This is a genomic window from Bacillus sp. RB3 (assembly GCF_030164735.1).
Classification (GTDB): Bacteria; Bacillota; Bacilli; order Bacillales; family Bacillaceae_G; genus Bacillus_A; species Bacillus_A cereus.
Genome location: NZ_JASNGE010000002.1, coordinates 223,666 through 247,622, shown reverse-complemented (window position 1 = coordinate 247,622; position 23,957 = coordinate 223,666). Strand labels below are relative to the sequence as shown.

Genomic DNA, 23,957 nt, shown 5'->3' with positions numbered 1-23,957 from the left:
GACTATGGAAATAAAGAAAGTAGTAATCGATGGAATCAATATTGCGGTCATTAGGAACGATAAGGTATTAATATCGGATGTTCAGTCTGCATTAGATACTATGGCAACAGTTCAATATGAGGTAGATGCGAAACATATTATTATCCATAAATCTTTAATAAGTGAAGATTTCTTTGATCTAAAAACACGGCTTGCGGGCGATATCCTTCAAAAGTTTATAAACTACAAGGTAAAGATTGCTATTGTTGGAGATTTCTCTATGTATACTAGTAAAAGCTTAAAGGATTTTATTTATGAATGTAATAAAGGAAAAGATATTTTTTACTTAGCAACTGAACAACAAGCAATTGAAAAACTAAGTACATTAAAGTAATAATTATATCCTGCTAAATTCCTCCATTTCACTTAGTTCATGATTATATACGATATAGAAGAACTGATGTTTGTGGTAAACTAAGAGATGAATAAAGGGGGCGTTTTCTTGAACAATTTTAATGATACGATCCGAGATTTAAACAATATAGTTTACAAACCTAACAATTTAATGATTACGAATCTAAAAGAAGAAAAGCAAAACGCAGAATATGCAGGATGTTTATTCCACTTAAATAACAAAACCATTCGTTTTAGAAAATCAAAAGTTACTCCTAATAAAATTGGTCAATTTGTTTCTTTTTGGGAGAAAGATGAAAATATGCGAAATAGAGCTTTCTCTTATGAAGCTGCTCCTGATTTATTAGTAATCACTTGTATTGCTGATAATAAACTAGGACAATTTATTTTTCCTAAAGAGATTCTTCTTAAAGAAAAAATATTGAGAACACAAAGTCAAACAGGGAAAATGGCAATGAGAATTTATCCTGTTTGGGATACCACTGTTAGCAATCAAGCTAAAAGGAGCCAAACGTGGCAACTTCACTATTTTGTTGATTTAAGTGATATTAATAATTTTCCTATAGATAAACTATTAAATTTATATTCGTAGCTTTTGATTTGCCTCAAAAAGAAGTAATTACAGAAAAGACATTTGTAATGACGCTTTCTATTAATTTACCTCGTGAATCGTAATTTTTGTACCGGTACAGTTAAATGAAATGTACATTGTTACAGTGCCCCTTAAAATTTACAATCAGCATATATTATTTAAACTTATAAATTTTTAAGGGGTGCTAATTATGACAAGTTTACAAAATCAGCTTTTCACAAGATTAAATCTTAAAAAACGTAATGAAGTAACGTTTGAAGAATTACCTACTATACTCTTTTCATTTGCACACACTATACCATTTGAGAATTTAGATGTTATAGCACGAAATACGAATCAAATCTCTCTGGAAAACTTACGAGAGAAAATTTTAACTAGTTCCCGTGGTGGACTTTGCTACGAATTAAATACTCTTTTTTACTATTTCTTAAGAGACTGTGGCTATGATGTACAACTGGCATTAGGTACGGTTTATAAAAACGATATAAATGCATGGGCACTTGAGGATGGCCATATAACAATTATTTTAACTTATGATAATGTACAGTATTTAATTGATGTAGGTATAGCTTCGTTAGTACCTCTTGTTCCTGTACCTTTTACTGGTAAGTCTGTTTCTTCAAAAAATGGTTCGTACCGGGTGAGACGAAAAGATACGAGTAAGGGAAATTATGTTTTAGAAAGAATAGATACTGATGGAGAATGGAAAGTTTGTCATGCTTTTTATAAACATAATATTGATGAGATAATAGTAAACGATGTTCAAAGAAGAGTGATAGAAGATGAGAAGTCTATTTTTAATAAAGGACCAATTGCAGTAAAGTTGACGAACTCCGGTCATATTTCATTAACGAATACAAGTTTAACTGAAGCTATTCGTGGGGAAAAAACTAAGCATGAAATTACAGAAGATCAATATAAAGAGTTTTTATATACTTTATTTGCTATTAAGTTATGAATAATAAAGATAGACGGTTCTTATTCAGAAGCGGCTATCTTTATTATTTTTGGTGTAAATGGTTTTCTTCTAATATGTTTCGGAAACTGCGGTATAGTTAGTGTTTTTAATGTTTTCTCAGCTTCTTCATATGTATGAAAAATTGGTTCTTTTCCATCATCCCCTTGTAAAACTAGCCCTTCATCTCGAATTACATATGGCATAAAACCACCCCATCTAGTAAAGAATTATGTTCTTTTGCAGCAGAATAATACGATTTAAAGTTTGATTTTCTTAATACATATAATACACTAGAACAGTACGAAAAAGTATGTACAATGAATTTTGAATGTAAAGGAAGATTATTATGTCAGTTATTGATAAATTGAAACTTAATAAGTATACAAATATGGTCGTTATTAACGAACCAAGTGATTATGACATTTTTACAGGTAAAGAAACTGCATTCTCAAAAGAACACGATGCTATCTTTATATTTGTAGAAACGCTTGATGAAATGGTGAAACAAACGAATTTTATTATTAGTAATGAAGAATTACTAATTGAAAAAGGTTACGTATTCTTCGCATATCCGAAAAAAGGTAATGCTCGTTATAGTACGTTTATTCACCGTGATGAGATGTTTCCGGCATTAAACGTTGGAGAAGATGGTTATGTGGGAGAAAGCGACATTAAATTTGCACGAATGGTAAGTATGGATGAAGTCTTTACTGTTGTAGGTTTAAAACGCGAGAAGAAAAAAACAACGAAAACATCTGCTATGAGTCAATGTGTTGCCGATTATGCAGATCGAATTAAAGATGTTGAAGCATTATTAGCTAATCATCCGAATGAACTTAAGTTTTATCAAAGTTTAACGCCTGGATATCAGAAAGATTGGGCACGTAATCTTTTTTCTGTAAAACAAGAAAAAACACGTGAAAAACGTCTAGAGAAAATGATAGAGATCCTTTCACAAGGCTATAAAACAATTGAATTATTCCGTAAGAAGAAAAAATAATGATTAAGAAAGTCACAATGCTGCAACAATTAATTGTGATGAGTACATTGAAAAAAGCATTCCTTCCATTATACTAAGGAATGTTCTTATATTTATATAATTAGTAAAAGAGAAAAGGTGTTTGAAATGAAATCGTATATTGTAGTTGGATCTGGAATTTTAGGAGCGTCTACTGCTTATCATCTTGCTAAGGCAGGTGCGAATGTTACTATCGTGGATCGCCAACAATTAGGACAAGCAACTGATGCAGGAGCAGGTATTGTATGTCCATGGCTATCGCAGCGTCGTAATAAAGCATGGTATAAAATTGTTAAAGGCGGTGCACGTTACTATTCTTCGTTAATTCAGCAATTAGAAGAAGACGGTGAAACTGACACAGGATATAATCGTGTAGGTGCAATTAGTTTACATACTGACGAGAAAAAGTTAGATCAAATGGAAGAGCGAGCTTATAAACGACGTGAAGATGCCCCAGAGATTGGTGAAATCACTCGCTTATCAGCTGAAGAAACAAAAAAATTATTCCCAGCATTATCAGACGAATATAGTTCTGTTCATATTAGTGGTGCTGCACGAGTAAATGGAAGATTATTACGCAATGCATTAATAAGTGCTGCGAAAAAACATGGTGCAACTTTCATAAAAGGCGATGCCATATTAGTCCGTGAAGGAAATCATGTTACGGGAGTTACAGTAAACGATGAAACAATCTTAGCGGAAAAGGTTATTGTAACTGCAGGCGCATGGGCGAATGAAATCTTGAATCCATTAGGAATTAATTTCTTAGTTACATTCCAAAAAGGACAAATTGTTCATCTGCAAATCGAGAATACAGCAACAGAAAATATGCCAGTTGTTATGCCACCGAACGATCAATATATTTTAACGTTTGACAATGGGCATGTCGTAATTGGTGCAACACATGAGAATGATACTGGTTTCGATCATCGTGTAACAGCAGGTGGTTTACATGAAGTATTCCATAAGGCATTAGCAGTTGCACCTGGCTTAGAAAATGCTACAATGCTTGAAACGAGAGTTGGATTCAGACCATTCACACCAGGATTCTTACCTGTTATCGGACCACTACCTAACTTTGAAGGAATTCTCGTTGCGAATGGATTAGGAGCTTCGGGTTTAACAGCTGGTCCATACTTAGGAGCGGAACTTGCTAAATTAGCGCTGGGACAACCAATTGAGTTAGATTTAAATGATTATGATGTTGCTGGCGCAATTGAATAATATAGGGTACTGCTAACATTTAGGAAGAACCATGCTAAACAAATTCGACAAGGAATAAGCAGTTTTCCCTCTGTTAAGAGTAAGCCTGTTTATGAAAAATAAAATTCTTTAAAAATAGAAGGCCGACATTATAAACCTGCATTAATAATGTAGAATTGTGATGTCGGCTCTTTATTTATATTTATTTAAAACTTATTTTTGAGAGGAGCTTAAGCAATGAGAGCGCCATATCAAGTATTGATATTTCCTTATATAAAAACTACTGATTCCATTCAATATGCTATTTTCAACCGAAGTGATTATAGTTATTGGCAAGGAATAGCTGGTGGCGGAGAAGTCGGTGAGATTCCTATTGAATCAGCAAAACGGGAAGCGTTTGAAGAGGCTGGTATTACAAGAGAATGTCCATATATACAATTAGATTCTGTGTCTTCACTACCAGTAGAGGATGTAGTTAGAGGATTCCTTTGGGGAGAAGAGGTTTATGTAATAAAAGAATTTTCTTTTGGAGTTAAAGTCCCTACAAAAAACATATCATTATCTAAAGAACACTTTAATTATAAATGGTTATGCTTTGAGGAAGCAGTAACGCTTTTGAAATGGGATAGCAACAAAACAGCATTGTGGGAATTAAACAAAAGACTATTAAAACAATAAAAGTTTTTGCTAACAAAAATAGTTGTGGAAGAAGAATTGAACCATTAACAAACCCTTGCTACACTTCTAAACAATGTTTTATAGATTTGACATGGGTAATGAACGAAGAGAACTTGCACTAAGAAAAGCCCTATACAGTTGCCTCTGAAAAAATGAAAATAGTTAGAAATATTTTTATATCGTACGGTTTTTGGCTATGAATAACGGAATAAATATTAAGTATTCAACAGTTCAAATAAAACGAGTCAGCTTTTTATTTTAGGAAGAAAGCTGACTCGTTTTATGCTAAAATTCGCTTAGTGTATATTTTCGTTAAAATGTGGGTAGGCCCCCTTTTAGCAAAACCGGAGTGGGAATGATGAGTATAAATAGTTTTGTGGGATTGATAAATGACGAATTATTAAAAGAGGTAAGTATAAGAAGTGAGGATGAATTCGAGCCTGTAGTAGTTAAAGATATTCCTAGACTTTGGAAGTGTTTAGGAACAGGTAATTATGCCGCAGTATTCATGCACAAAGAATACAAAGATTGGGTAGTGAAAGTTTACGTGCGAGAAGGAGAAGGAATTGAAAAAGAGTCAGAAGTATACCGAAGAATTGGAGATCATCCTTCTTATTCAAAGCTTATATATAAAGGGGAAAATTTCATAGTATTGAAACGTTTAAAAGAAATTACCTTATACGATGCTATTCATAAGGGTATTAAAATTCCTAAGCAAGTAATACTTGATATTAATGAGGCTTTAGAGTATGCGAGGGCACAAGGGTTAACTCCTTGTGATGTTCACGGGAAAAATGTGATGATGGAAAAAGGAAGGGGATATGTAGTCGATGTATCTGATTTCTTAAAAACAAAAGAAGATAGTAAGTGGAGAGATCTAGAAAAGGCATATTTCACCTTTTATTTTCCTTTCATATATAAATTGCCTTTCCCGGTTAAAATACCGTATTTTATGTTAAACATTGTTAGACGTTCGTATAGAAAATATAAGAAGCTTAAAAAGAACTTCAAATTATAAAAGGACCATATATGTTCCTGAAAACGAGTTAAATTCACATAAATAACTTTAGAAAAATTTCAAATTTTGTTTAGGGGCTATTTCAAGACCTTAGCTTGCTAGGCATATGGTGTTACCTCAAAAAATAAAAAGATTAGGAGTGAATCCTAATCTTTTTATTTATACATATTTTTGTTAGTTATATCACTATCAATTCCAAAACGGGATATTTTGAATAAATGAAACCGTCAAAATAAGTGTTGATGCGGAACCAGCAGTTACTAAAGTTACTATTTTTCGTCCATTCTGTTCTTTTGAAGGTTTTATAAGTTCTGTAATTAACACAATCCATATTATGATAGATACTATTGAAATAATATTTATAGACATATGTAACACATCCCTTCGTGTTTTTACATAAATATTGCTTCTTTTATAAAATAAAAGCAATTTAACAAGAAAATATGTAACGCATTAAAAATCAATATTTTCCTGTTAAACCACCTTTTTTAAATAGAAATACGACTGATAAAACGATAACAACAGCCTTCAAACTGCCCCCATATGGATAAATAGCATGATCTGTTAGACTAGCATGTTGAAAAATATTCTCTAAACCGAAAATTCCTATCATGACTGCTAAAAGAAATGAAGCTGATCCATACGTCCCTTTACGATAGAGGGTAAATAAATAGACTGTGAAAATCAGTGGTAAGATGATTTGTAGTACGATTATCATAGTTCGTCCCCCAGATTATTTATAATTATATTATATACAAAATTGTAATAAAAAGGAATGCGACTTATTTGATACTAACAGAACTACTCTAATCATATTCTTCTATAAAAAAGAAGAAAAAGGGGTGTACAGTTAATTGACAAAAGTTAAAGTTAGTTTACGACCCATTGTTCATAACGTAAATTTACCAACTGTATTGAAAACAACGATACTTCCAGGTGAATCGACCGAAAGACTATTTATCGCAACTCAATTAGGGGAGATTTTTTACATAGGGGACGGAGTTATAAAGACATTTTTAGATATTCGTCACCTAATTATTAAATTAGGTACATTTGAAGAAGGTGTTTCTAGTAGCGGTTATGATGAACGCGGATTGCTTGGACTTGCGTTCCATCCACAATTTTATCAAAATGGGTTATTTTATCTTCATTATTCAGTAGCTGGAACTCAAGGGCCAGGTGCATTTTCTGAGCAATTTAAACCGAATCCTTGTGACCCTAAAACGTTAAATTTAAAGTGGTTTAATAGAAATACGCAATATGATCACATTGATACAGTGGAAGAATGGACTTTACAATCTAATGGTCAAGCTCAAAAACGACGAACATTACTGAATGTAAGAAGACCATTTTTTAATCATAACGGAGTCAATAGTTTAAACTTTTCACCTGAGACTGGAAAACTTGTTTTTACAAATGGAGATGGCGGATCAGGTTATGATCCATTTAATTTAAGCCAAGATGATTTAGAAATAGCAGGAAAAATAATTGAAATCGATGTAAGTAAAAATACATTTATAAATAACCCTCCTGTAGTTACACGCTTTAATGAACTTCCTTTATCTATACAAGAAACACTTACAGTAATTGCAAAAGGAGTACGTAATATAACCGGCATTTCATTTCAAAGGTTTTATAATCAATATATCAAATACGCCGGAAATGTCGGACAAGATATTGTAGAGTCTATTTTTTCATTTGTTCAATATAAACCTATACCGGTAACAGAACTTGTTCAAATGCATTTTATGAGGTTAACTCCCAATCAAGATGGGTTTATCAATTTTGGGTGGCGAGGATGGGAAGGGGATTTGCCTACTTCTTTTATACGACATTGTTCTGAGAATCAGACTTTGGATGAGAGAACAATGGTTTATTATGATGAAACAATACAAACTTCAGTGAAGCGTATTCTGCCTCTACTTAGTTATTTTCATAAAGATTCTAGAACAGATAAGTTTGGAGGAACTTCACTTACAGGAGTTCAGCCATATATGGGAAATGCAATTCCAAATTTAACAGGTAGCGTTGTTTTTACTGACCTTGCCAAGAAAGGAGAATCTCAGTCTCCAGTTAAGGGTGTTTTAGCCTATACTAGAGCAGGTACAGACGGTAAACATGCTGACTTTTATGCTATTGAAACCAATTATGATTTTGGTACGCAACCAGCTTATTATATGAGTTTAGGAACAAATTCGGATCAAACTAAATTATATTTAGGAGTTTACAGTTCTATGAAAGTAACTGATTTTAACAAAGGTACCATTTTTGAAATTATTCCTTGATACGATATAAATTCTCAGTTTAAAAACATAAAGAGTTTATTCTGCTTCCAAAACGCACAACTTGACTTGTCCCCCTAAAAATCTTCAATCTATAAGTATCTATTATATAGTGATTTATAACTAGTAGAAAGCAACTCATAAACCATAAGTGTATGAATAATATAGAAAGTAATGAATGTGGTATCTTTAGGGGGTATTTTAATGAATTGGTTTGTACGTTATTGGTATCAACTGATGATAGAACATGATACGAGCTTTGTTCATAAAAGAAAATTGTCCCTTGCGAATAAGTTAGTACTTACAGCTTTGATGAGTGCATTGGCCACCATGTTTCAAGCAGCTGGGAACTTAGTTCCTGGTATAGGTTTGCTCATTAGTCCATTTTCGACATTACCGATTTTTTTTGCTATTTTCTATTCTATTCGTGAGGGAATACTTTCTTATATTCTTACTATTTTTCTATTATTTATTATTGAGCCCAGTGAACTAATTGTCTTTCCTTTTACTACAGGCTTATTAGGTCTAGCCTTAGGAGTATCCTTTTTAAAATTAAAGAGGAGAATTTGGATTGTTTCTTTTTCAGCAACTTGTCTACTTATAGGTATTATGATCGTTCTCGATGTTTTCCACTTTCCGGTACTTGGTCCTGCTGTTCATACAACTATGGATATAAAAATTATTTTATCAATATTTATAATGAGCTTTCTATACTGTTGGATTTATGCAGGTTTTTGCAGAATAATGATGAATAGATTATATAAAGTGTTGTATTGACAATGGCATAATGAGGATTGGAGATTGAATTCATGACTAACGTTGCAGTTAGAAGACCGAATTTGAATGATGTAGATGAACTATATTTATTTTTCCGTATAGTTATTACGAATACATACAAAGATGAAGGATTGTCACAATTATTAGATGACATAGAAAATGAAATTAACTCAAAAAAGCAGTATTTGAAAAGTGACTTTGATAGTAACGGAGAAAGTCGTTACTTTTTATTAGCAATTGATACAAGTAACGATAAAATCATTGGAACAATCGAAATCGGTCCAGCAAGTACATTGATTAATAGTTGTACAGGTGGTGTACTTAAAAATTTGTATGAAATAGGAACTGTATTCATACTTCCGGAGTATCAGAGAAAGGGAATAGGGAGTTTATTACTACATACAATGTTTCTTACATTACTTAGCAGAGGGATAACAGAATATTGTTTAGATAGTGGATATAAAAATGCGCAAAGTATATGGATGAAAAAGTTTGGAAAACCTAGCCATGTATTGAAAGATTACTGGGGAGAATCCAGTGATCATATGATTTGGAAGAAAAGTTTACATGATACACCTATAATATTTGAATTATAAAATGAAATATACCTCTGAACATAGCTTTTCTTACTTATGTATGCTATTATTTATCTTTATAATAAAAGAGGACGTGAATGAACTTGATTAAAATTAATATTCCTGAAGCTGATGTTTCAATTACTGAACGTAAACAAGTTATTAAAGGAGACGAGCCAATCATTACTCCAATTAATGGATTTATCGATTTCCACTTGTTCCCTAGAGATAAAGGCGGCATTTTTATGTTTTACAATATTAATGACGAACTTCTTTTCGTAGGTAAAGCTCGTAAAATTAGACAACGTATTAAGAAGCATTTTGAAGATAATGTTTCACCAATTAAAAATCACCGTGATGAAGTATACCGCATTGATGCATGTATCGTAGAAGATCCAACAGAAAGAGAAATTTACGAAACATATATCATTAATGAATACAAAGCGAAATATAACGTTGATAAAGTATTCTACAAATAATCAACATTAATAAAAAACAATCCTAGCTAATATGCAAGGATTGTTTTTTATTTAAATTTATTCTTCATATCTTTCTCCTTTTTTCAAATGATTAGCAGCAACAAAACAGATTACACCTATAAATATAAGTACAATACCAACCGTTTTATGTTTTCCCTCAAAGAAAGGAATATCTGAAATAACATTTGTCATACATAGTCCTAAAAATACAAGGATAGGGCCCACCCAAAGTAATACATTACCGAATTTTGTGTGCTTCCACATAATAACCCTCTTTACATATATATCCATAAATAAAAAGTAAATTCATAGAGAAATATAGTTTTTTTCATATCGAAAATTTAACCCTCATATATTGGTACAAGCAAAAGAGAAAGGAGACCATCATGAATTGGTTAGAAGCTTTCATACTAGGTATAATTCAAGGTTTAACAGAATTTTTACCAATCAGTAGTACCGGACATCTTTATTTAGGAAGGCATTTGTTCCGATTAGATGAGGCTGGCTTATTTTTAGATACGATGCTGCATATTGGGACTTTACTTGCGGTTTTTATTTATTACAAAAAAGAATTTATATATTTAATTAAAAACCCATTTTCAAAGCTCATGTTATTACTTATCGTTGGGACAATACCCGCAGTTGTAATTGGTTTATTGTTTAAAGACTTCTTTGAAGATATTTCAAAAACAGGAATCACGATCGGTTGGGAGTTTTTAGTGACCGGATTCTTTCTCTACATGGCAGATAAACAAAAGAATGGTCGTAAAAAAATGGATGACATAACATATAAAGACGCATTAATTATCGGTTCATTTCAAGCTGCTGCTATTTTTCCAGCCATTTCCCGTTCTGGAATGACAATTGTCGCTGCATTATGGAGAAAATTAGACCGTGAAACTGCTGCGTACTTTTCTTTTTTACTATCGACACCAGCCATCGTTGGAGCTATCATTTTGCAATTTGTAGACGTTTTTCAAGGGAAAGCAGAATCTATTTCTAGTACATCTTTAATTGTCGGAACGTTATCAGCAGCGTTTTTTGGATACATAGCCGTTTCATGGATGATTCAATATTTAAAACGTCACTCCTTAAAAGTATTCGCGTATTACGTATGGGGATTAGGTATTTTAATTTTAATGTTGCAATTTACTGATGTATTTTAAGTATAATGATAAAGAAGTTAATTAGTTTAAGATCCTGTTTCATTCATACAAGGCAGGATCTCTTTTTATTAAGGGGGAAAATATGTTTAATAAGGCTATCGTTATTGGTGGAAGTATGGCAGGAAAGTTTGCAGCAAAAGCATTATCAACTTCTTTTAAAGAAGTAATCATTATAGAAGCTGGTGAAAGATGGGATGGAAAGTCTTTGAGAAAAAGAGTTCCACAAAGTAATCATCCTCACGTGTTATTAAAAGGTGGAGAAAACGCAATTGAAGAATTGTTTCCTAATATTACGAACGAATTAATAGAAGCGGGTAGTATTATAAACAACTTTACGCGTGATTTGAAATGGCATCAATTCGGTCTATGGAAACAACCGTTCATAGGGGAAGTACATATGATTCAACAAAGTCGTCCTTTGCTAGAATGGCATATTCAAAAACGAATACATCAAATTTCAAATATTACTATTAAATATGAAACATTGGTTAAAGGGTTATTGGTAGATGCAAAGCTTAACAAAGTGTGTGGAGTAAAAGTTAAATATTTAGAGACAAATACACAAGAAGAAGTTCATGCGGATCTTGTAGTTGATGCGAGTGGATTTGGCTCGAAAAGTATAGAGTGGCTACGAGAATACGAAATTAAAGTACAAGAAGAGAAAGTTCGTATTGATTTATTTTACGCAACGAAAATGTTCAAACTTAAAGAAAATGAGGAGTTAGACTGTTGTAATATGCTAATGTCTCCTAGTTTCCCTGATAACCCTTATGGCGTTCTTATTCAAACGATAGAAGATAATCGTTATTTTGTTACTTTTAGTGGATACGCAAATGAGAAAGCACCACAAACAGGTGATGAGTTTTATGATTTTGCTGAAAATCTATCAATTTCTAATGTTACAGACTTCTTAAATAAGGCTGAGGGAATTACTGATATAAAGACATACAAAATTCCTTATCAAGTACGCCGGCGATTTGATTTAGTGAATAATGTACCAGAAGGATTATTAGTTATTGGAGATGCGCAATGTCGTTTTGATCCCGTTTTCGGCCAAGGCGTATCAGTTGCTGCTATGGAGGCTTACCAATTGCAATTACTTTTGCAAGATAGAAAACAACTTGATAAAACATTTACACAACAATTTTATAAAAAGGCAGCTACTATAATAGAAACCCCTTGGGATATGACAACAACAGAAATATCACGTCACCCGCAGCTAAAGAGAGAATTAACTACAAAACAAAAATTTCAACTATGGTATACGAAGCAAATATATCGACTATCCGCAAGTAATTCTGATGTTTATATTCGGTTAGTACGAGTGATGAATTTAATTCGTAGTCCATTTCATCTCTTTCATCCGAAAGTGCTACTATCTGTATTACTTAATCGAAAGAAATAGCAGGAATATAATTGATTAAAAAAGAATGTATAACAGTTAGTAAATCAAGAAGGAGAATATGGAATGGAAATATACATAGAGCAACTAAAGAAACAAGATGCTAAGGATTTATTTACGTTTGAACTTACAAATAAATCTTTTTTTGAAACAATGGTACCAAATCGTGGCTCGAAATATTTTGAATTTGAATATTTCCAAAAACTACTAGACGATTTATTAATAGAACAGGCAGATGGAGATTCTTATTTTTATTTAATTCGTAATGAAGAAAAAGAAATTGTAGGGCGAATCAATTTAGTAGATATAGATACGGAAACTCGAATTAGTTCGCTCGGGTATCGTGTCGGAGAAAAATTTACTAAAAAAGGAGTTGCAACAGCAGCCGTAAAATTAATTTTAGATGTAGCGGAAAATAATGAAATTACTGAAGTTTATGCTAAAACAACGACTAATAATCTCGCATCACAAATTGTACTAGAAAAAAGCGGATTTTCTTCTTATCAAAACGAATCAGATATAACATCTACAGAATTAAATGGAGAACATGTGAAGTTTGTACACTATATTTGGAGAAATACTTCACACTTATAATAAGGAGGACTTATTCATGAATGATTTACGTTATCCAATTGGCCAATTTACATACAAACGTCCTATAACTGAAGAAATGATTGATACATGGATTCAAGAAATTGAAGATTTACCTAATGAACTAACAAGGGCAATTAAAGATTTAGATCAGAAGCAGTTAGATACACCATATCGCGTTGGAGGTTGGACTGTACGTCAAGTAGTTCATCACGTCGTTGATAGCCATATGAATAGCTACATACGCTTTAAATTAGCACTGACAGAAAAGAATCCAACTATTAAGCCGTATAAAGAAGAGAAATGGGCAGAGTTACCTGATTCAAAATTACCGGTAGATGTTTCACTAGTAATGCTAGATTCATTAGATAAAAGATGGGTTAATCTTTTATATTCTCTAGAAATTGAAGATTTAGAAAAGACATTTAACCATCCTGAAACTGGTGAAACAAAACTTGCTGTTGCAATAGGACTATATGCATGGCATGGTCGTCACCATACCGCTCATATTACTTCTTTAAGAAAGCGTCTAAATTGGTAACATGGAGATTATATTAGAAAAGGTGACAGAAACTGATGCAGAAGTTATATTTCAAATGCAAATAGACTCATTTAGCTCTTTATTACATAAATATAAAGACTATGAAACAAATCCAGCAAATGAAACTATTGAAAAAACTATTTTTAGAATAAATAATCCCAGCAGTAATTTTTATAAGGTGATAATAGATTCGAAACTTGTTGGAGCGATATGTATATCCGCAAAAGAACTACCTTATAAATTTTGGATTAGTCCAATGTTTATTCATCCAATCTATCAAGGGAAAGGAATTGCTCAGAAGGTACTTATTTTAATTGAAGAAATGTTTCCAGAAGCACGAAGTTTTGAACTTGCTACGATTTTAGAAGATTTTAGAAGAAGAAAGAAATTGTTTTCTATACGAGAAAATGGGGTATAAAAGAACAGAAGTAATAAAGAAATTAAATGATAAAACTACACTTGTTTATTACAAAAAAGAAAGGTAAAGCATTTAAAATACGCTTTACCTTTTTATGTTATTTTAGATTAAATATACAAAAATAATGTATGTTCTTCCAAAATACTCGGGTTAGTAATTTCGAAAATGAATAAAGATACAAAAACCACTACTTTGTCGTAAAGGTTACTAGCGCTTTTTGAATGCTTAAAATACTATCGTCACCTTTAAATTCTTTCGTAATTGGTTCCTCCATACTAGACACCCAAATTTTAAGTTCTGCATCTAAATCAAAATGCCCAGCCGTTTCGATGCTATATTGTGTAATACTTTTATAAGGAATAGAATGGTATTCTGTTTTTTTGCCAGTTACTCCTTGTTTATCTACTAATATAAGACGACGATTTGTAAATACGATTAGATCACGAATTAATTTATAAGCATGCTCTACTTTTTCATCGTCTAGCATAATCTTCTCTAAATCACGTTCTACACTTTCAGAACTCGTATTTGATGCATTTCCTAAAATACCGCTAAATAAACCCATATTAAATTCCTCCTTTAATATATGTGGAATGAATTACTTATATTGTAACATGTTACTCACAAAGATATTATCACATTACTTTAGTAGTTTCTGGTTATTGTTGTAATTAGTTTATATAACCTCATCTTAAAATCTTATGCTAATATGAAATTAAGAAAAAAGAAGCAGAGGGATATAGAATGAAGAATATCGGTTTAGTATTAGAGGGCGGAGGAATGAAAGGTTTATATACTGCAGGTGTACTCGAATATTTCATGGAAAAGAACTTATTCTTTCCATATGTAGTCGGCGTATCAGCTGGAGCCTGTATGGGAGCAACCTATTTGTCGCGTCAACAAGGGAGAAATAAGAAAGTAAATACAGAGCTAGTATCAGATTACAGGTATATATCTTATCGAAATTTAATTCGAAAACGTGAATTATTTGGAATGGACTTTTTATTTGATGAAGTACCTAATAAAATTGTTCCATTTGATTTTCAAACTTTCTTAAACTGTAATGAACAATTTGTTATAGGGACGACTGATTGCGAATCAGGACAAGCTGTTTATTATAATAAAACAGAACATGGAAATGATATTTTAAAAATCATCCGTGCATCCAGCTCTGTGCCGTTTATAGCACCTGCTGTAGAATATGATAATCGAAAATTACTAGATGGAGGAATTATAGATCCTATACCAGTTTTAAAAGCTCAAACTGATGGTTATGAAAAGAACGTTGTAATTATGACAAAGCCAGAAGGATACGAGAAGCAGCGAAATAAATTTTCTGGTCTAGCTAAAATTCTATATAGAAAATATCCGAAAATCGCAGAGAATTTAGTAGACCATTATCGTTTTTATAACGAGACGATATCTTATATGAATCAAGAAGAACAAAAAGATAATTTTTATGTAATTCAACCAAGTGTACAGCTTCCTATAAGCGGAATAGAAAGAAATAAGGAAAAGCTCGTTAATTTATATAATCTTGGGTATATCGATGCTCAATATCATTATGAAAACTTATTAAATTGGCTAGAGAAATAAAGGGGTGGTAGGTAAAAAGGTTATTTTTAATGAATTGCAGAACATGCCTAGTCCACTGTATAAACCGTTTCCGAATTGTGACATTCGAAAAATAAGAAAAGATTTTAATAATACGTTTACAGAAGATGATTGTATAAGCGCTGATTTAAATTATTATTGGATGCATACAGCAGGTACTTTAAGTTACGTGCTTAATAATAATGAACAGGAGATTGTGTTTAATCAAATTAAGTGGCTAAGAAAATCGTTTTTTGAGTGGTTTCCGCAATATCGTTTTCTAGAAACAGAGATTATGAATTATCCCATTTTATATAGAGATTTCATGAATTATGAAAAGACCCGTAAGCTATTACTTTATTATCTTACTGAATAAAAATTAAAACGTACAAGTGATGCTGCTTGTACGTTTTTTGTTCATAAAATATACAATATTAACACCTTGTCCATGTAGGTATTTTAACGAGAAAAAAGAAGTACATATAGAATATGTAAGAGGGAGGAGATAGAAGCTTGTTAGCTGTTTTCCTTTCAATTCATGTCCAACTCAAATATTTCAAGTAAAATTCGCTTCTAAATGGTATTATCAAATATCAAGAAAACTAATTTAGAAACGAAGAAGGGACAGGTTTAATATGGAAAACGTATCAAATGTAGATAAAGTAGAATCTATACAGTCTTTACAGTCAACAATCCGTAAACTTGAAAATGCACTATCTCAGATGACTCAAAAAGGTGCAAATACTACATTAGTGAAAAAAAGACTCAAAGCAGCTAGTATCGGCTTAGCTATGTTAGAAAGTATTTGGAATCAAGAAACCCATCATTACACCCAAGAGGATTTAGCAGACGCTCGAAATGTTCTAATTGGTTTGTTGCCATCAATTGAAAAGATTTATGTTAAGTCAAAGCTTGGGAGTCCTCAAAGAACACTGTTAGAAAGAAGAATAAAATCATTGGAACTTTCTATTCAAGCAATTGATCATCTTTCTAATCAATAACTTCTCTAAACACATAACTTACGACTACTTTTATATAGGGATTCTAATGAAAAAACTACATATAGAATACTACAAAGGAGAAAGAGAGGTGATGGAGAAGGTACCAATAAAGCGTCTGTGTTAAAAATAGGTATGGACGTGCAGTATAGCAGTCGTTTTCCTTCAAATGATTATCCATCCGGAAAGATTGAAACATATTCTTTTTATAGTTCGATTTTAAATAACACACGTAAAATTCATATTTATACGCCTCATGATTATTCTCACACTTCACATCTTCAAGAACTTCTCATTGTATTTGATGGGAATTCATTCATAACCTTCCAATCGCAAAAACACTTAATTATTTAATTTACAAAAATGAAATCCCATCTTGTATTGCTGTTGCTATAGATCCTGTCGATCGATTAGAAGAGCTAACTTATAACGATAAAATGAATTCATTTTTAACAAAGGAATTACTTCCATGGATTCAAACTAAATATCGTGTGCATCAAGAAGCAAAACATACAACAATTGCTGGTTTCAGTCTTGGTGGCTTAGCAGCTTTTTATGCAGCACTTCAAAATCCACATGTTTTCGGAAATGTGTTGTCAATGTCTGGATCCGTACATTGGAAAAAAGATGATTATGAAAATGCAATTCCTTGGATTGAAAATCAAATTTAATCAATAGATTCTAATGCGACTCATCTCTATTCTTACATAGCAGTAGGAGAACTTGAAAACAAACCTCTTTTAACGGCTAATAGACGTCTGTATAAAGCTTTAAAAGAAAAGGAATACCAAATTACTTATGGAGAGTTTCAAGGCGGTCATGACGGTATTTGGTGGCGAGAAAAGTTATTTGACGGCTTGAAAGCTTTAAAACTTACAAAACGCATACTATAAAATAAAAAGGAGAGAGAAGCTATGAATCAAGAAGAGCTAGATAAAAAACTAAAAAAGCAAGAGATTTTAGTAAAAGATGAGAAAGTTTGGTCGTATACGTATGAGGATCATATTAGTTCTATCGTTAAACAAGCAGAACAGAAAGGAGCTTTTGATAATTTATCTGGTAAAGGTAAACCTCTTAATCTCGATAAAGATCTTTCTTACAATCCTGAAAAGCAACTTTATAGAACTTTAGCAAATAATCATGTTTTGCCTAGGTGGATTGAGCTTTCAAAAGAAATTGACGATTTAAAAGAAAGACTAAAAGAAAATACAAATACGGCAGAAGCAGCGGATTTAATTCGAACTATTAATAAAAAGGTTTTAGAACATAATTTACTTCGTCCACCAAGTGCGCAAAAAACGAGGGTGAAAACGGACTTTTAACAATTTTTCACGAAGCTATTTCTTGCTATATAATTAAGTAAGGCATTTTCAATTCATTACTAAAGGGAGGCAAATGTGATGAAGAATACGTATCAACTTCAAATTCCGAAAGAGCTAGAACAGTATCGTAGTATTTTAGAAGAAAGTGTAAAACCGTATATTAATGTGTCTGGAACATTAGCAGAGACAACGCTTTTTGAAAGTAAGTTTGGTGGTTATCCGTATTTACCTATAGATCAAGAGCATCCTAAAGATTCAAACGGACTACCTATGATGTTACTTGCGCAGTTAAACTTTGAAGAAATTCCGCATGTTGAATATATGCCTCAAAAGGGAATGTTACAGTTTTTCGTAAGTGCTGATGATGAGCTTTACGGAGCAGATTTTGATCATCCAACAATCCAAAAAGACTTTCGAATTATTTATCATTCTACAATTATAGAAGATTTAAATAAGGTTATTACTGATTTTAGTTATTTAAACACCTTAGAATTAGAGGACTTTATCATACCTGAAGCAGCAAAACTGAATTTTGAGTTAGCTTATCAACCAGTAACACCAAGAAATTATCGATTTGAAATGATTTTTAGTGATAACATTGATTGGGAAGAAATTGTTGATGAAGAAAATAATACAGAATTAGGCGAACTGTATGATGATTTATGTAAAGATCAAGGACATAAAATTGGTGGATATCCATTTTTCACACAGACAGATCCGAGAGAATGGGAAGAAAAATACCAGCAACATGACATATTATTGCTGCAAATTGATACAGACGATTCATTAAATATTATGTGGGGCGATTCTGGGGTTGCTAATTTCTTTATACGTAAGGAAGAGCTGTTAAATCTAGATTTTTCCAATGTCATTTACAATTGGGATTGTTACTAGAGGATATAAATAAAATAATAGCAAACAAAAAATCTTCCTGAAGGTGAGGAGGATTTTTTTATGTTAAAAATAAGCGTTATGTTAACTAGGATAAGAAACAATGAGTGTAATGAAAGTCAAGCCTAAATAACAGAAATAACAACAAATAATCTAAAGTTATAAAACGTGTGTAAATAGCAACAAATTCATAAAGTAAAACATAAAATGAATATAATAATTTATATTTTGTATAGAAATAATTTTTCTGTATAAAAAATTTCTTGCCAATCAAAAATGTTTTTGATTCGATAATTCTTAATTGATTATTGATTTGAATTTGCTGTGATGGATTTATAGCAAAATAAATGATAAAAACTGTAGAAATTCGTTTAGATAAGATTTTGTGTAAATCTCACTAAAAATCTCTGTTTCGTCTCATTAAGTATAGTTTACTTGGTTTTTGATACCCGATATCGCTTTGTTTCTATAACTTCCTATAATATATATTATGTCTACTAGTAAAAAATAATAAACTTATTATAAGTTAGTTTAGTTTGGTATACTTCCCTTTTCTTTATTTATTAATGAAAAGTTCGTTGATGCTGGATTAGTATAAATAATAATTAATAAAACATAATAAAAAGCAACTTGTTTAATTATTAAATTTAAACAAGTTGCTTTGAAATTGACTAAACTATATTTATAATTTGTTTGCTTTAGGAATTACTTTGATTTTAATTAATAATTTATCGTGAATTTTAATTTTATAATTGAACTTGTTTGTGAATTATTCGATCATCATTACAATTATTCTTTTTCTTGAAAAATATTGTATTTACGCTTTAAATGCAAACCTTTATTTTTATAAATCCACTGTGAAAATTTATTAACATTATTTTTACCACTTAGGTAAATACGATATTGTTTTTCTTTGTCAACAAAACTTAATTGTAATTTATTATTCTCAAGGATATCTTTAAAAGAATTCATAAAATTATATGATCCTCCAACAAAGCTAACAAAGTATTTATGAGAATTAACATGACCATCCCCATCAAAATACCCACGAACAAAGTGATGCAAATATTCTTCTGGTACAAAAGGAAATTCGATGTTAAATGATTTACATGGCATAATTCCGTGCATGTTCATAAGGTCGTCTTTTATTGTTTTGCTATTAATATTTAGCATATATACGCCTGTTTTTTTGTTTTGATAAAGTGGCTGGTTTGTTTTTAGTTCTTTTTTTATATCTTCTAAAATGTAATTTTCTTTTTGAGATATACTGACACATTGATTTTCTTTCTGTATAACACCATCTGCTGCTATAAACCCTAAAATATAAGCCATATTGTTTGACCACGTTTTAAAATAATCTTCTGTTATGTCATACTTTCTCTTCCAACTCCCTATAGCGCGCCTTGGTACGTTGCTGTCTGATAAAACCATACGAATATACCTTGCAGACACATTAGCAAGTGTAGCAATCTCTGAGGTGCTTTTCCCCTCTGCATATAGCTGCGTTATCTCAGATTTTGATAGTTTACATTTTGATTTCTTTTTTCGCTCTATGTGCACTTACATCCTCTCCTTCCTTTCTTTTATTAGAGACATATTTTCTTCTATAACATACAATGAAACATACGTTCTTTGTTGCGTATAAGAAGGAATTTACTAAATAAAAACAATTTACATGTACTTAATATTTGTCTTAGCTGCAGCTATGCGATTTGTACTTTATAGATACAAATAATGAATTTGACGGATTTATGAAATACAAGGCATTTTAGATGAAAGGTAAAATAATATAGTTTAAACTACAAATAGCTACAATAACAACATACGTATATTGTTAATCGTAAAAAGGAGAACGAATGAATAAGAAATATACAAACCAAATTCATACTGATATGAGTTTTAAACCGAAAGATATTATAAGTTTAATGACGGATTACTTTAAAATGAAATCAAAGCTGCGTCCTATAAAGGATTTGCCTGTTGTTTTATCAAATAAAGATAATGAAGCGTTAGAGAGTGTTACATGGTTTGGCCATTCTGCTTCTCTTTTGAAAATAGAAGGTAAAAAACTGTTATTAGACCCGATGTTTGGAGATGCCTCTTCCCCATTTCCCTTGTTTAATAGTAAGCGTTATAGTGGTGCTTTTTCTTTAGAACGTGATGACCTTCAAGAAATTGATGCGATTATCATTTCTCATAATCACTATGATCATTTGAATTACAAAAGTATTATGCAGTTAAAAAATCGCGCAAAACACTTTTATGTTCCAACTGGAGTTGCACAATATCTTATTAAATGGGGTGTTTCACCTAGTAAAATTAGTGAGCATAATTGGTGGGACGAAATTACGTTTGATAATATTAAGTTAGTATGTGCGCCTGCAAGGCATTTCTCTGGACGTGGTATGACAGATAGAGATCGTTCATTATGGTGTTCATGGCTTATTCTTGGTCAAGAGACTAAAATTTTCTTTAGTGGTGATAGCGGTTATGCCCCTCACTTTAAGGAAATTGGTGATAAATACGGTCCATTCGATCTTACATTAATGGAATGCGGGCAATATGATCCGAGGTGGTCTGTCATATGTTGCCTGAAGAAACGGTACAAGCTCATATTGATGTTAAAGGAGAATTACTTCTTCCGATTCATTGGGGTGCTTTTACGTTAGCATTACACGGATGGAGTGACCCGATAGAACGTGTTACGAAAGAAGCTAACCGTTTAGGAGTTAAAATTACAACGCCACAAATTGGCGAATCTATTACGTTAAAATCTACAGACTATCCTTTATCCGCTTGGTGGAAGGAAATTTAATTTTAAAATATAAAAAGAGCGAATCCTCTTATAAAGAATTCGCTCTTTTTTCTGTATTTAAACTTATTTCACTATATTGGATCTCCCACTATCTAATACTCTATTTGCTGGTACACTGGACATTTCAACCACTGTATTCATACTCTTATCAGTCAGTTCAATGAGTTCGTTTTCATGTTTTATTTTATTTAAATCCCACACCATCCCATGAAATTCATTATGTTGACCACTTACCTGTATAATGCTTTTTGTTTTATTTGAAGGCTGTATTTGAAGGTTTGTAAATTGATTCCCACTAATTTCATTTGGCGTAGTTACTTGACTATCCATATAAATCATATTTACACAGTCTTCTAAAGAAAAGTTCATAAAACGATTGGCATTTATCCAAGCTTGTCCGGTGCTCGGTTTTTTCGCTACTAATTTCAGTCCAGTTTCCATTCCTACAACTTTAATATTTTCGAAGTAAACAAACGAAATTTCATTTTCTTTTCCAGCAGAGTATAAAGAAATTCCGGTACCTTTATTCGTTTCCGTCCAATTGATAATATTTATATCTTTTATTTGTGTTTTGTTCCAAGTGTTATAATATTTATTTTTACCGTCTAAATAAATAACTTCAGAGTTAAATTTAGGATCGTCAATAGTTATATACGCTCCTTCAATGGATGCGTTTTTCTCTAGTTCTAAAACTCTAAAGTTTCCCTCAACTACAAATTGGGATCCATAACCAAATAATAATTTCACACCTTTTTTAACAATGATTGGTGACGTGATTTTATACTTTTTATCATCAAGCAATACAGTTTTAATTTTACTAGACTCTGCTTTATTAATAGCAGATTGTATTTTTATTGAATCATTTTCCCCTTTAAAGTTTTCTACATACAAGTTAGTACTTTTAGCTGCATAGTCTTTTTTGTTGTATTGATAAAAAGCAAAAATAATTAAAACTATACCAATGAGTAAAACAATTATTTTCTTCATCGTACTCACCCCATATCGATTAATCTATGGCTTTTATATTCAGGTTATTATTATTTTGCTTTGTATTTCAGATTACCATTGCTGCTTTGTCTATTAATCCCTTCCTCTACCCTTAATAAGCTCTTACTGGCGATATAAGATGTACTGCTGCAGATTGCTCTCCTGCTTCAATCAATATCGGTCGCATAGAACCTCCAAAACTTAAAGTAATCGTTTCTTCTTTTATTGCTCTTAAAGCATCAACCATAAAACGCCCATCGAAAGATATATTTAATTGTTTTTCACCTTGAATCGCATCTATTTGTTGCGTTTCAGATATTTTTCCAATTTGAGAAGCGTTTGAAGAAATTTTAATTGTGGATTCGTTTATGATTTCTAAGTTAACATTGTTATTAGCCCATTCACTTGCTAATAAACTTGATCGGTCTACACCTTGTAATATCTTTTTTCTATCTACGTTAATAATCGTTTTAAAATCATTTGGAATAAGGTTAGAAATATTAGGATATTTCCCTTCAATTAGTCTTGAATATAATGTAGTTGTTCCGAGCGTAAATATAATATGACTCTCTGAAAGGTAGATATATACGAATTCCGAATTGCTGTTCATTAATTTTAGAAGTTCACTAATGGTTGCGCTTGGTACAATACAATTTGCTTTTACATCTGAGGAAAGTAATGTTTCGCGTATCGCTAGTCTATGTGAGTCAGTTGCAGCGCAAATTAACTTATTATTAGATAACTCTATATGCACCCCAGTAAGAACAGGTCTAGATTCATTTTTTGCTACCGCAAAGACTGTTTGTTTAAATACTTCAATCAATTGCTCTGTCTCTACCTTGATTTCTGCATGATTGTCTATAAGCGGTACATTCGGAAACTCATCTGCAGGAAATCCATTTAAACTTAATGTGATTTCTTCTGATTGTATCTTAATAGTTTGCTCATTCTTACTTTTTATTGCGATATCACTTGGCATTTTCTTTATTATTTCAATGAAATACTTTGCAGGTACAACAATAGTTCCTACCTTTAAAATAGTTGCAATCTTTTCGTCTTCAATTGAAACAGGAATGAATTTTTCAATAAAAATATTTGAGTTACTTGCAATTAAAGTAATTCCAGATTGATCTGCAGTTATTTTTATACCAGATAATATAGGAATTAAAGGTTTTGTTGATATTGCTTTGTTGACTTCTGAAAGTGCTTGAGTGAATTGTTTGTGATTAACGATAAACTCCATGTTTCCCCCGCCTTACA

28 protein-coding genes and 3 pseudogenes are annotated in these 23,957 nt (G+C 31.7%); 23 read left to right on the top strand and 8 right to left on the bottom strand.

Annotation, left to right across the window (positions count from 1 at the left end; genetic code table 11):
- Positions 1-4: 4 nt before the first annotated feature.
- The 3 genes from QO049_RS04165 to QO049_RS04155 all read left to right on the top strand — a co-directional run bounded on the left by QO049_RS04165 (position 5) and on the right by QO049_RS04155 (position 1,943).
- Positions 5-373, top strand: coding sequence for a DUF4180 domain-containing protein (locus QO049_RS04165; protein WP_000403462.1), 369 nt, complete (start codon positions 5-7; stop codon positions 371-373).
- Between the two features lie 108 nt (positions 374-481).
- The gene (locus QO049_RS04160) at positions 482-985 is read left to right on the top strand and encodes a MepB family protein (RefSeq protein WP_048567628.1); all 504 of its coding nucleotides are present in this window, start codon (positions 482-484) and stop codon (positions 983-985) included.
- Positions 986-1,175: 190 nt separating this feature from the next.
- On the top strand, positions 1,176-1,943 hold the full coding sequence (locus QO049_RS04155) for an arylamine N-acetyltransferase family protein (protein WP_000202805.1): 768 nt from the start codon (positions 1,176-1,178) through the stop codon (positions 1,941-1,943).
- 20 nt (positions 1,944-1,963) lie between these two features.
- On the opposite strand, the gene QO049_RS04150 is transcribed toward QO049_RS04155, so the two are convergent.
- The gene (locus QO049_RS04150) at positions 1,964-2,146 is read right to left on the bottom strand and encodes a hypothetical protein (protein ID WP_001147161.1); all 183 of its coding nucleotides are present in this window, start codon (positions 2,144-2,146) and stop codon (positions 1,964-1,966) included.
- A 143-nt stretch (positions 2,147-2,289) separates the two neighbouring features.
- Between QO049_RS04150 and QO049_RS04145 the strand changes: the two genes are divergently transcribed.
- The 4 genes from QO049_RS04145 to QO049_RS04130 all read left to right on the top strand — a co-directional run bounded on the left by QO049_RS04145 (position 2,290) and on the right by QO049_RS04130 (position 5,860).
- On the top strand, positions 2,290-2,943 hold the full coding sequence (locus QO049_RS04145; protein ID WP_000110844.1) for a YdeI/OmpD-associated family protein: 654 nt from the start codon (positions 2,290-2,292) through the stop codon (positions 2,941-2,943).
- 126 nt (positions 2,944-3,069) lie between these two features.
- Positions 3,070-4,185 carry an NAD(P)/FAD-dependent oxidoreductase gene (locus tag QO049_RS04140; RefSeq protein ID WP_000844386.1) on the top strand — a complete coding sequence of 372 codons (1,116 nt, stop codon included), beginning with the start codon at positions 3,070-3,072 and terminating at the stop codon, positions 4,183-4,185.
- Between the two features lie 216 nt (positions 4,186-4,401).
- Positions 4,402-4,842 carry an NUDIX hydrolase gene (locus QO049_RS04135; RefSeq protein ID WP_001202618.1) on the top strand — a complete coding sequence of 147 codons (441 nt, stop codon included), beginning with the start codon at positions 4,402-4,404 and terminating at the stop codon, positions 4,840-4,842.
- Between the two features lie 358 nt (positions 4,843-5,200).
- Entirely contained in the window at positions 5,201-5,860 is a 660-nt protein-coding gene (locus QO049_RS04130) for a protein kinase family protein (protein WP_000026532.1), read from the top strand.
- Positions 5,861-6,049: 189 nt separating this feature from the next.
- Here the strand turns inward: QO049_RS04130 and QO049_RS04125 are convergent, their stop codons facing one another.
- Positions 6,050-6,229: a hypothetical protein gene (locus QO049_RS04125; protein ID WP_000026325.1), complete on the bottom strand. Its 180-nt coding sequence runs from the start codon at positions 6,227-6,229 to the stop codon at positions 6,050-6,052.
- A gap of 91 nt (positions 6,230-6,320) precedes the next feature.
- Positions 6,321-6,578, bottom strand: coding sequence for a hypothetical protein (locus tag QO049_RS04120; RefSeq protein WP_098281313.1), 258 nt, complete (start codon positions 6,576-6,578; stop codon positions 6,321-6,323).
- A 136-nt stretch (positions 6,579-6,714) separates the two neighbouring features.
- Between QO049_RS04120 and QO049_RS04115 the strand changes: the two genes are divergently transcribed.
- The 4 genes from QO049_RS04115 to QO049_RS04100 all read left to right on the top strand — a co-directional run bounded on the left by QO049_RS04115 (position 6,715) and on the right by QO049_RS04100 (position 9,973).
- Complete coding sequence (locus tag QO049_RS04115) at positions 6,715-8,145, top strand: PQQ-dependent sugar dehydrogenase (RefSeq protein ID WP_000170000.1); 1,431 nt, start codon at positions 6,715-6,717, stop codon at positions 8,143-8,145.
- A 201-nt stretch (positions 8,146-8,346) separates the two neighbouring features.
- Positions 8,347-8,919, top strand: coding sequence for a YybS family protein (locus QO049_RS04110; protein ID WP_001103993.1), 573 nt, complete (start codon positions 8,347-8,349; stop codon positions 8,917-8,919).
- 32 nt (positions 8,920-8,951) lie between these two features.
- Complete coding sequence (locus tag QO049_RS04105) at positions 8,952-9,515, top strand: GNAT family N-acetyltransferase (protein WP_284489179.1); 564 nt, start codon at positions 8,952-8,954, stop codon at positions 9,513-9,515.
- 77 nt (positions 9,516-9,592) lie between these two features.
- A complete protein-coding gene (locus QO049_RS04100) occupies positions 9,593-9,973 on the top strand; it encodes a nucleotide excision repair endonuclease (RefSeq protein WP_001048941.1) in 381 nt (126 codons plus the stop codon).
- A 57-nt stretch (positions 9,974-10,030) separates the two neighbouring features.
- Here the strand turns inward: QO049_RS04100 and QO049_RS04095 are convergent, their stop codons facing one another.
- Positions 10,031-10,237: a hypothetical protein gene (locus QO049_RS04095; RefSeq protein WP_000265477.1), complete on the bottom strand. Its 207-nt coding sequence runs from the start codon at positions 10,235-10,237 to the stop codon at positions 10,031-10,033.
- 122 nt (positions 10,238-10,359) lie between these two features.
- Between QO049_RS04095 and QO049_RS04090 the strand changes: the two genes are divergently transcribed.
- The 5 genes and pseudogenes from QO049_RS04090 (at position 10,360) to QO049_RS04070 (ending at position 14,158) form a co-directional block, all read left to right on the top strand.
- Positions 10,360-11,139: an undecaprenyl-diphosphate phosphatase gene (locus QO049_RS04090; protein ID WP_001104298.1), complete on the top strand. Its 780-nt coding sequence runs from the start codon at positions 10,360-10,362 to the stop codon at positions 11,137-11,139.
- A gap of 82 nt (positions 11,140-11,221) precedes the next feature.
- Positions 11,222-12,544 (top strand): FAD-dependent oxidoreductase, encoded by a 1,323-nt coding sequence (locus QO049_RS04085; protein WP_284489178.1) that lies wholly within the window; start codon positions 11,222-11,224, stop codon positions 12,542-12,544.
- Positions 12,545-12,607: 63 nt separating this feature from the next.
- Positions 12,608-13,135 (top strand): GNAT family N-acetyltransferase, encoded by a 528-nt coding sequence (locus tag QO049_RS04080; protein WP_284489177.1) that lies wholly within the window; start codon positions 12,608-12,610, stop codon positions 13,133-13,135.
- Between the two features lie 16 nt (positions 13,136-13,151).
- Positions 13,152-13,673 (top strand): YfiT family bacillithiol transferase, encoded by a 522-nt coding sequence (locus QO049_RS04075; protein WP_284489176.1) that lies wholly within the window; start codon positions 13,152-13,154, stop codon positions 13,671-13,673.
- A gap of 1 nt (position 13,674) precedes the next feature.
- A pseudogene (locus QO049_RS04070) lies at positions 13,675-14,158 on the top strand (GNAT family N-acetyltransferase).
- Between the two features lie 120 nt (positions 14,159-14,278).
- Here QO049_RS04070 and QO049_RS04065 read toward each other — a convergent pair.
- A complete protein-coding gene (locus QO049_RS04065) occupies positions 14,279-14,656 on the bottom strand; it encodes a PH domain-containing protein (RefSeq protein WP_000522476.1) in 378 nt (125 codons plus the stop codon).
- Between the two features lie 179 nt (positions 14,657-14,835).
- Between QO049_RS04065 and QO049_RS04060 the strand changes: the two genes are divergently transcribed.
- The 6 genes and pseudogenes from QO049_RS04060 (at position 14,836) to QO049_RS04035 (ending at position 18,898) form a co-directional block, all read left to right on the top strand.
- Positions 14,836-15,687 (top strand): patatin-like phospholipase family protein, encoded by an 852-nt coding sequence (locus QO049_RS04060; protein ID WP_000789291.1) that lies wholly within the window; start codon positions 14,836-14,838, stop codon positions 15,685-15,687.
- 4 nt (positions 15,688-15,691) lie between these two features.
- On the top strand, positions 15,692-16,060 hold the full coding sequence (locus QO049_RS04055) for a YxiJ-like family protein (protein ID WP_074644332.1): 369 nt from the start codon (positions 15,692-15,694) through the stop codon (positions 16,058-16,060).
- Between the two features lie 259 nt (positions 16,061-16,319).
- Positions 16,320-16,685, top strand: a complete 366-nt coding sequence (locus QO049_RS04050) for a hypothetical protein (RefSeq protein WP_000432685.1) — start codon at positions 16,320-16,322, stop codon at positions 16,683-16,685.
- Positions 16,686-16,778: 93 nt separating this feature from the next.
- Positions 16,779-17,575: pseudogene (locus QO049_RS04045) on the top strand (alpha/beta hydrolase); the annotation flags it as partial.
- A gap of 21 nt (positions 17,576-17,596) precedes the next feature.
- Complete coding sequence (locus tag QO049_RS04040) at positions 17,597-18,004, top strand: DnaJ family domain-containing protein (RefSeq protein ID WP_284489175.1); 408 nt, start codon at positions 17,597-17,599, stop codon at positions 18,002-18,004.
- Positions 18,005-18,082: 78 nt separating this feature from the next.
- Positions 18,083-18,898: a YwqG family protein gene (locus QO049_RS04035; RefSeq protein ID WP_284489174.1), complete on the top strand. Its 816-nt coding sequence runs from the start codon at positions 18,083-18,085 to the stop codon at positions 18,896-18,898.
- A 786-nt stretch (positions 18,899-19,684) separates the two neighbouring features.
- On the opposite strand, the gene QO049_RS04030 is transcribed toward QO049_RS04035, so the two are convergent.
- On the bottom strand, positions 19,685-20,455 hold the full coding sequence (locus QO049_RS04030) for an LAGLIDADG family homing endonuclease (RefSeq protein ID WP_246963023.1): 771 nt from the start codon (positions 20,453-20,455) through the stop codon (positions 19,685-19,687).
- 296 nt (positions 20,456-20,751) lie between these two features.
- Here QO049_RS04030 and QO049_RS04025 point away from each other — a divergent pair.
- Positions 20,752-21,710, top strand: a pseudogene (locus QO049_RS04025) (MBL fold metallo-hydrolase).
- Positions 21,711-21,773: 63 nt separating this feature from the next.
- Here the strand turns inward: QO049_RS04025 and QO049_RS04020 are convergent.
- Both QO049_RS04020 and dnaN read right to left on the bottom strand, forming a co-directional pair.
- Positions 21,774-22,697, bottom strand: a complete 924-nt coding sequence (locus QO049_RS04020; RefSeq protein WP_246963021.1) for a hypothetical protein — start codon at positions 22,695-22,697, stop codon at positions 21,774-21,776.
- 112 nt (positions 22,698-22,809) lie between these two features.
- Positions 22,810-23,940 (bottom strand): DNA polymerase III subunit beta, encoded by a 1,131-nt coding sequence (gene dnaN / locus QO049_RS04015; RefSeq protein WP_246963019.1) that lies wholly within the window; start codon positions 23,938-23,940, stop codon positions 22,810-22,812.
- Positions 23,941-23,957: the final 17 nt, after the last annotated feature.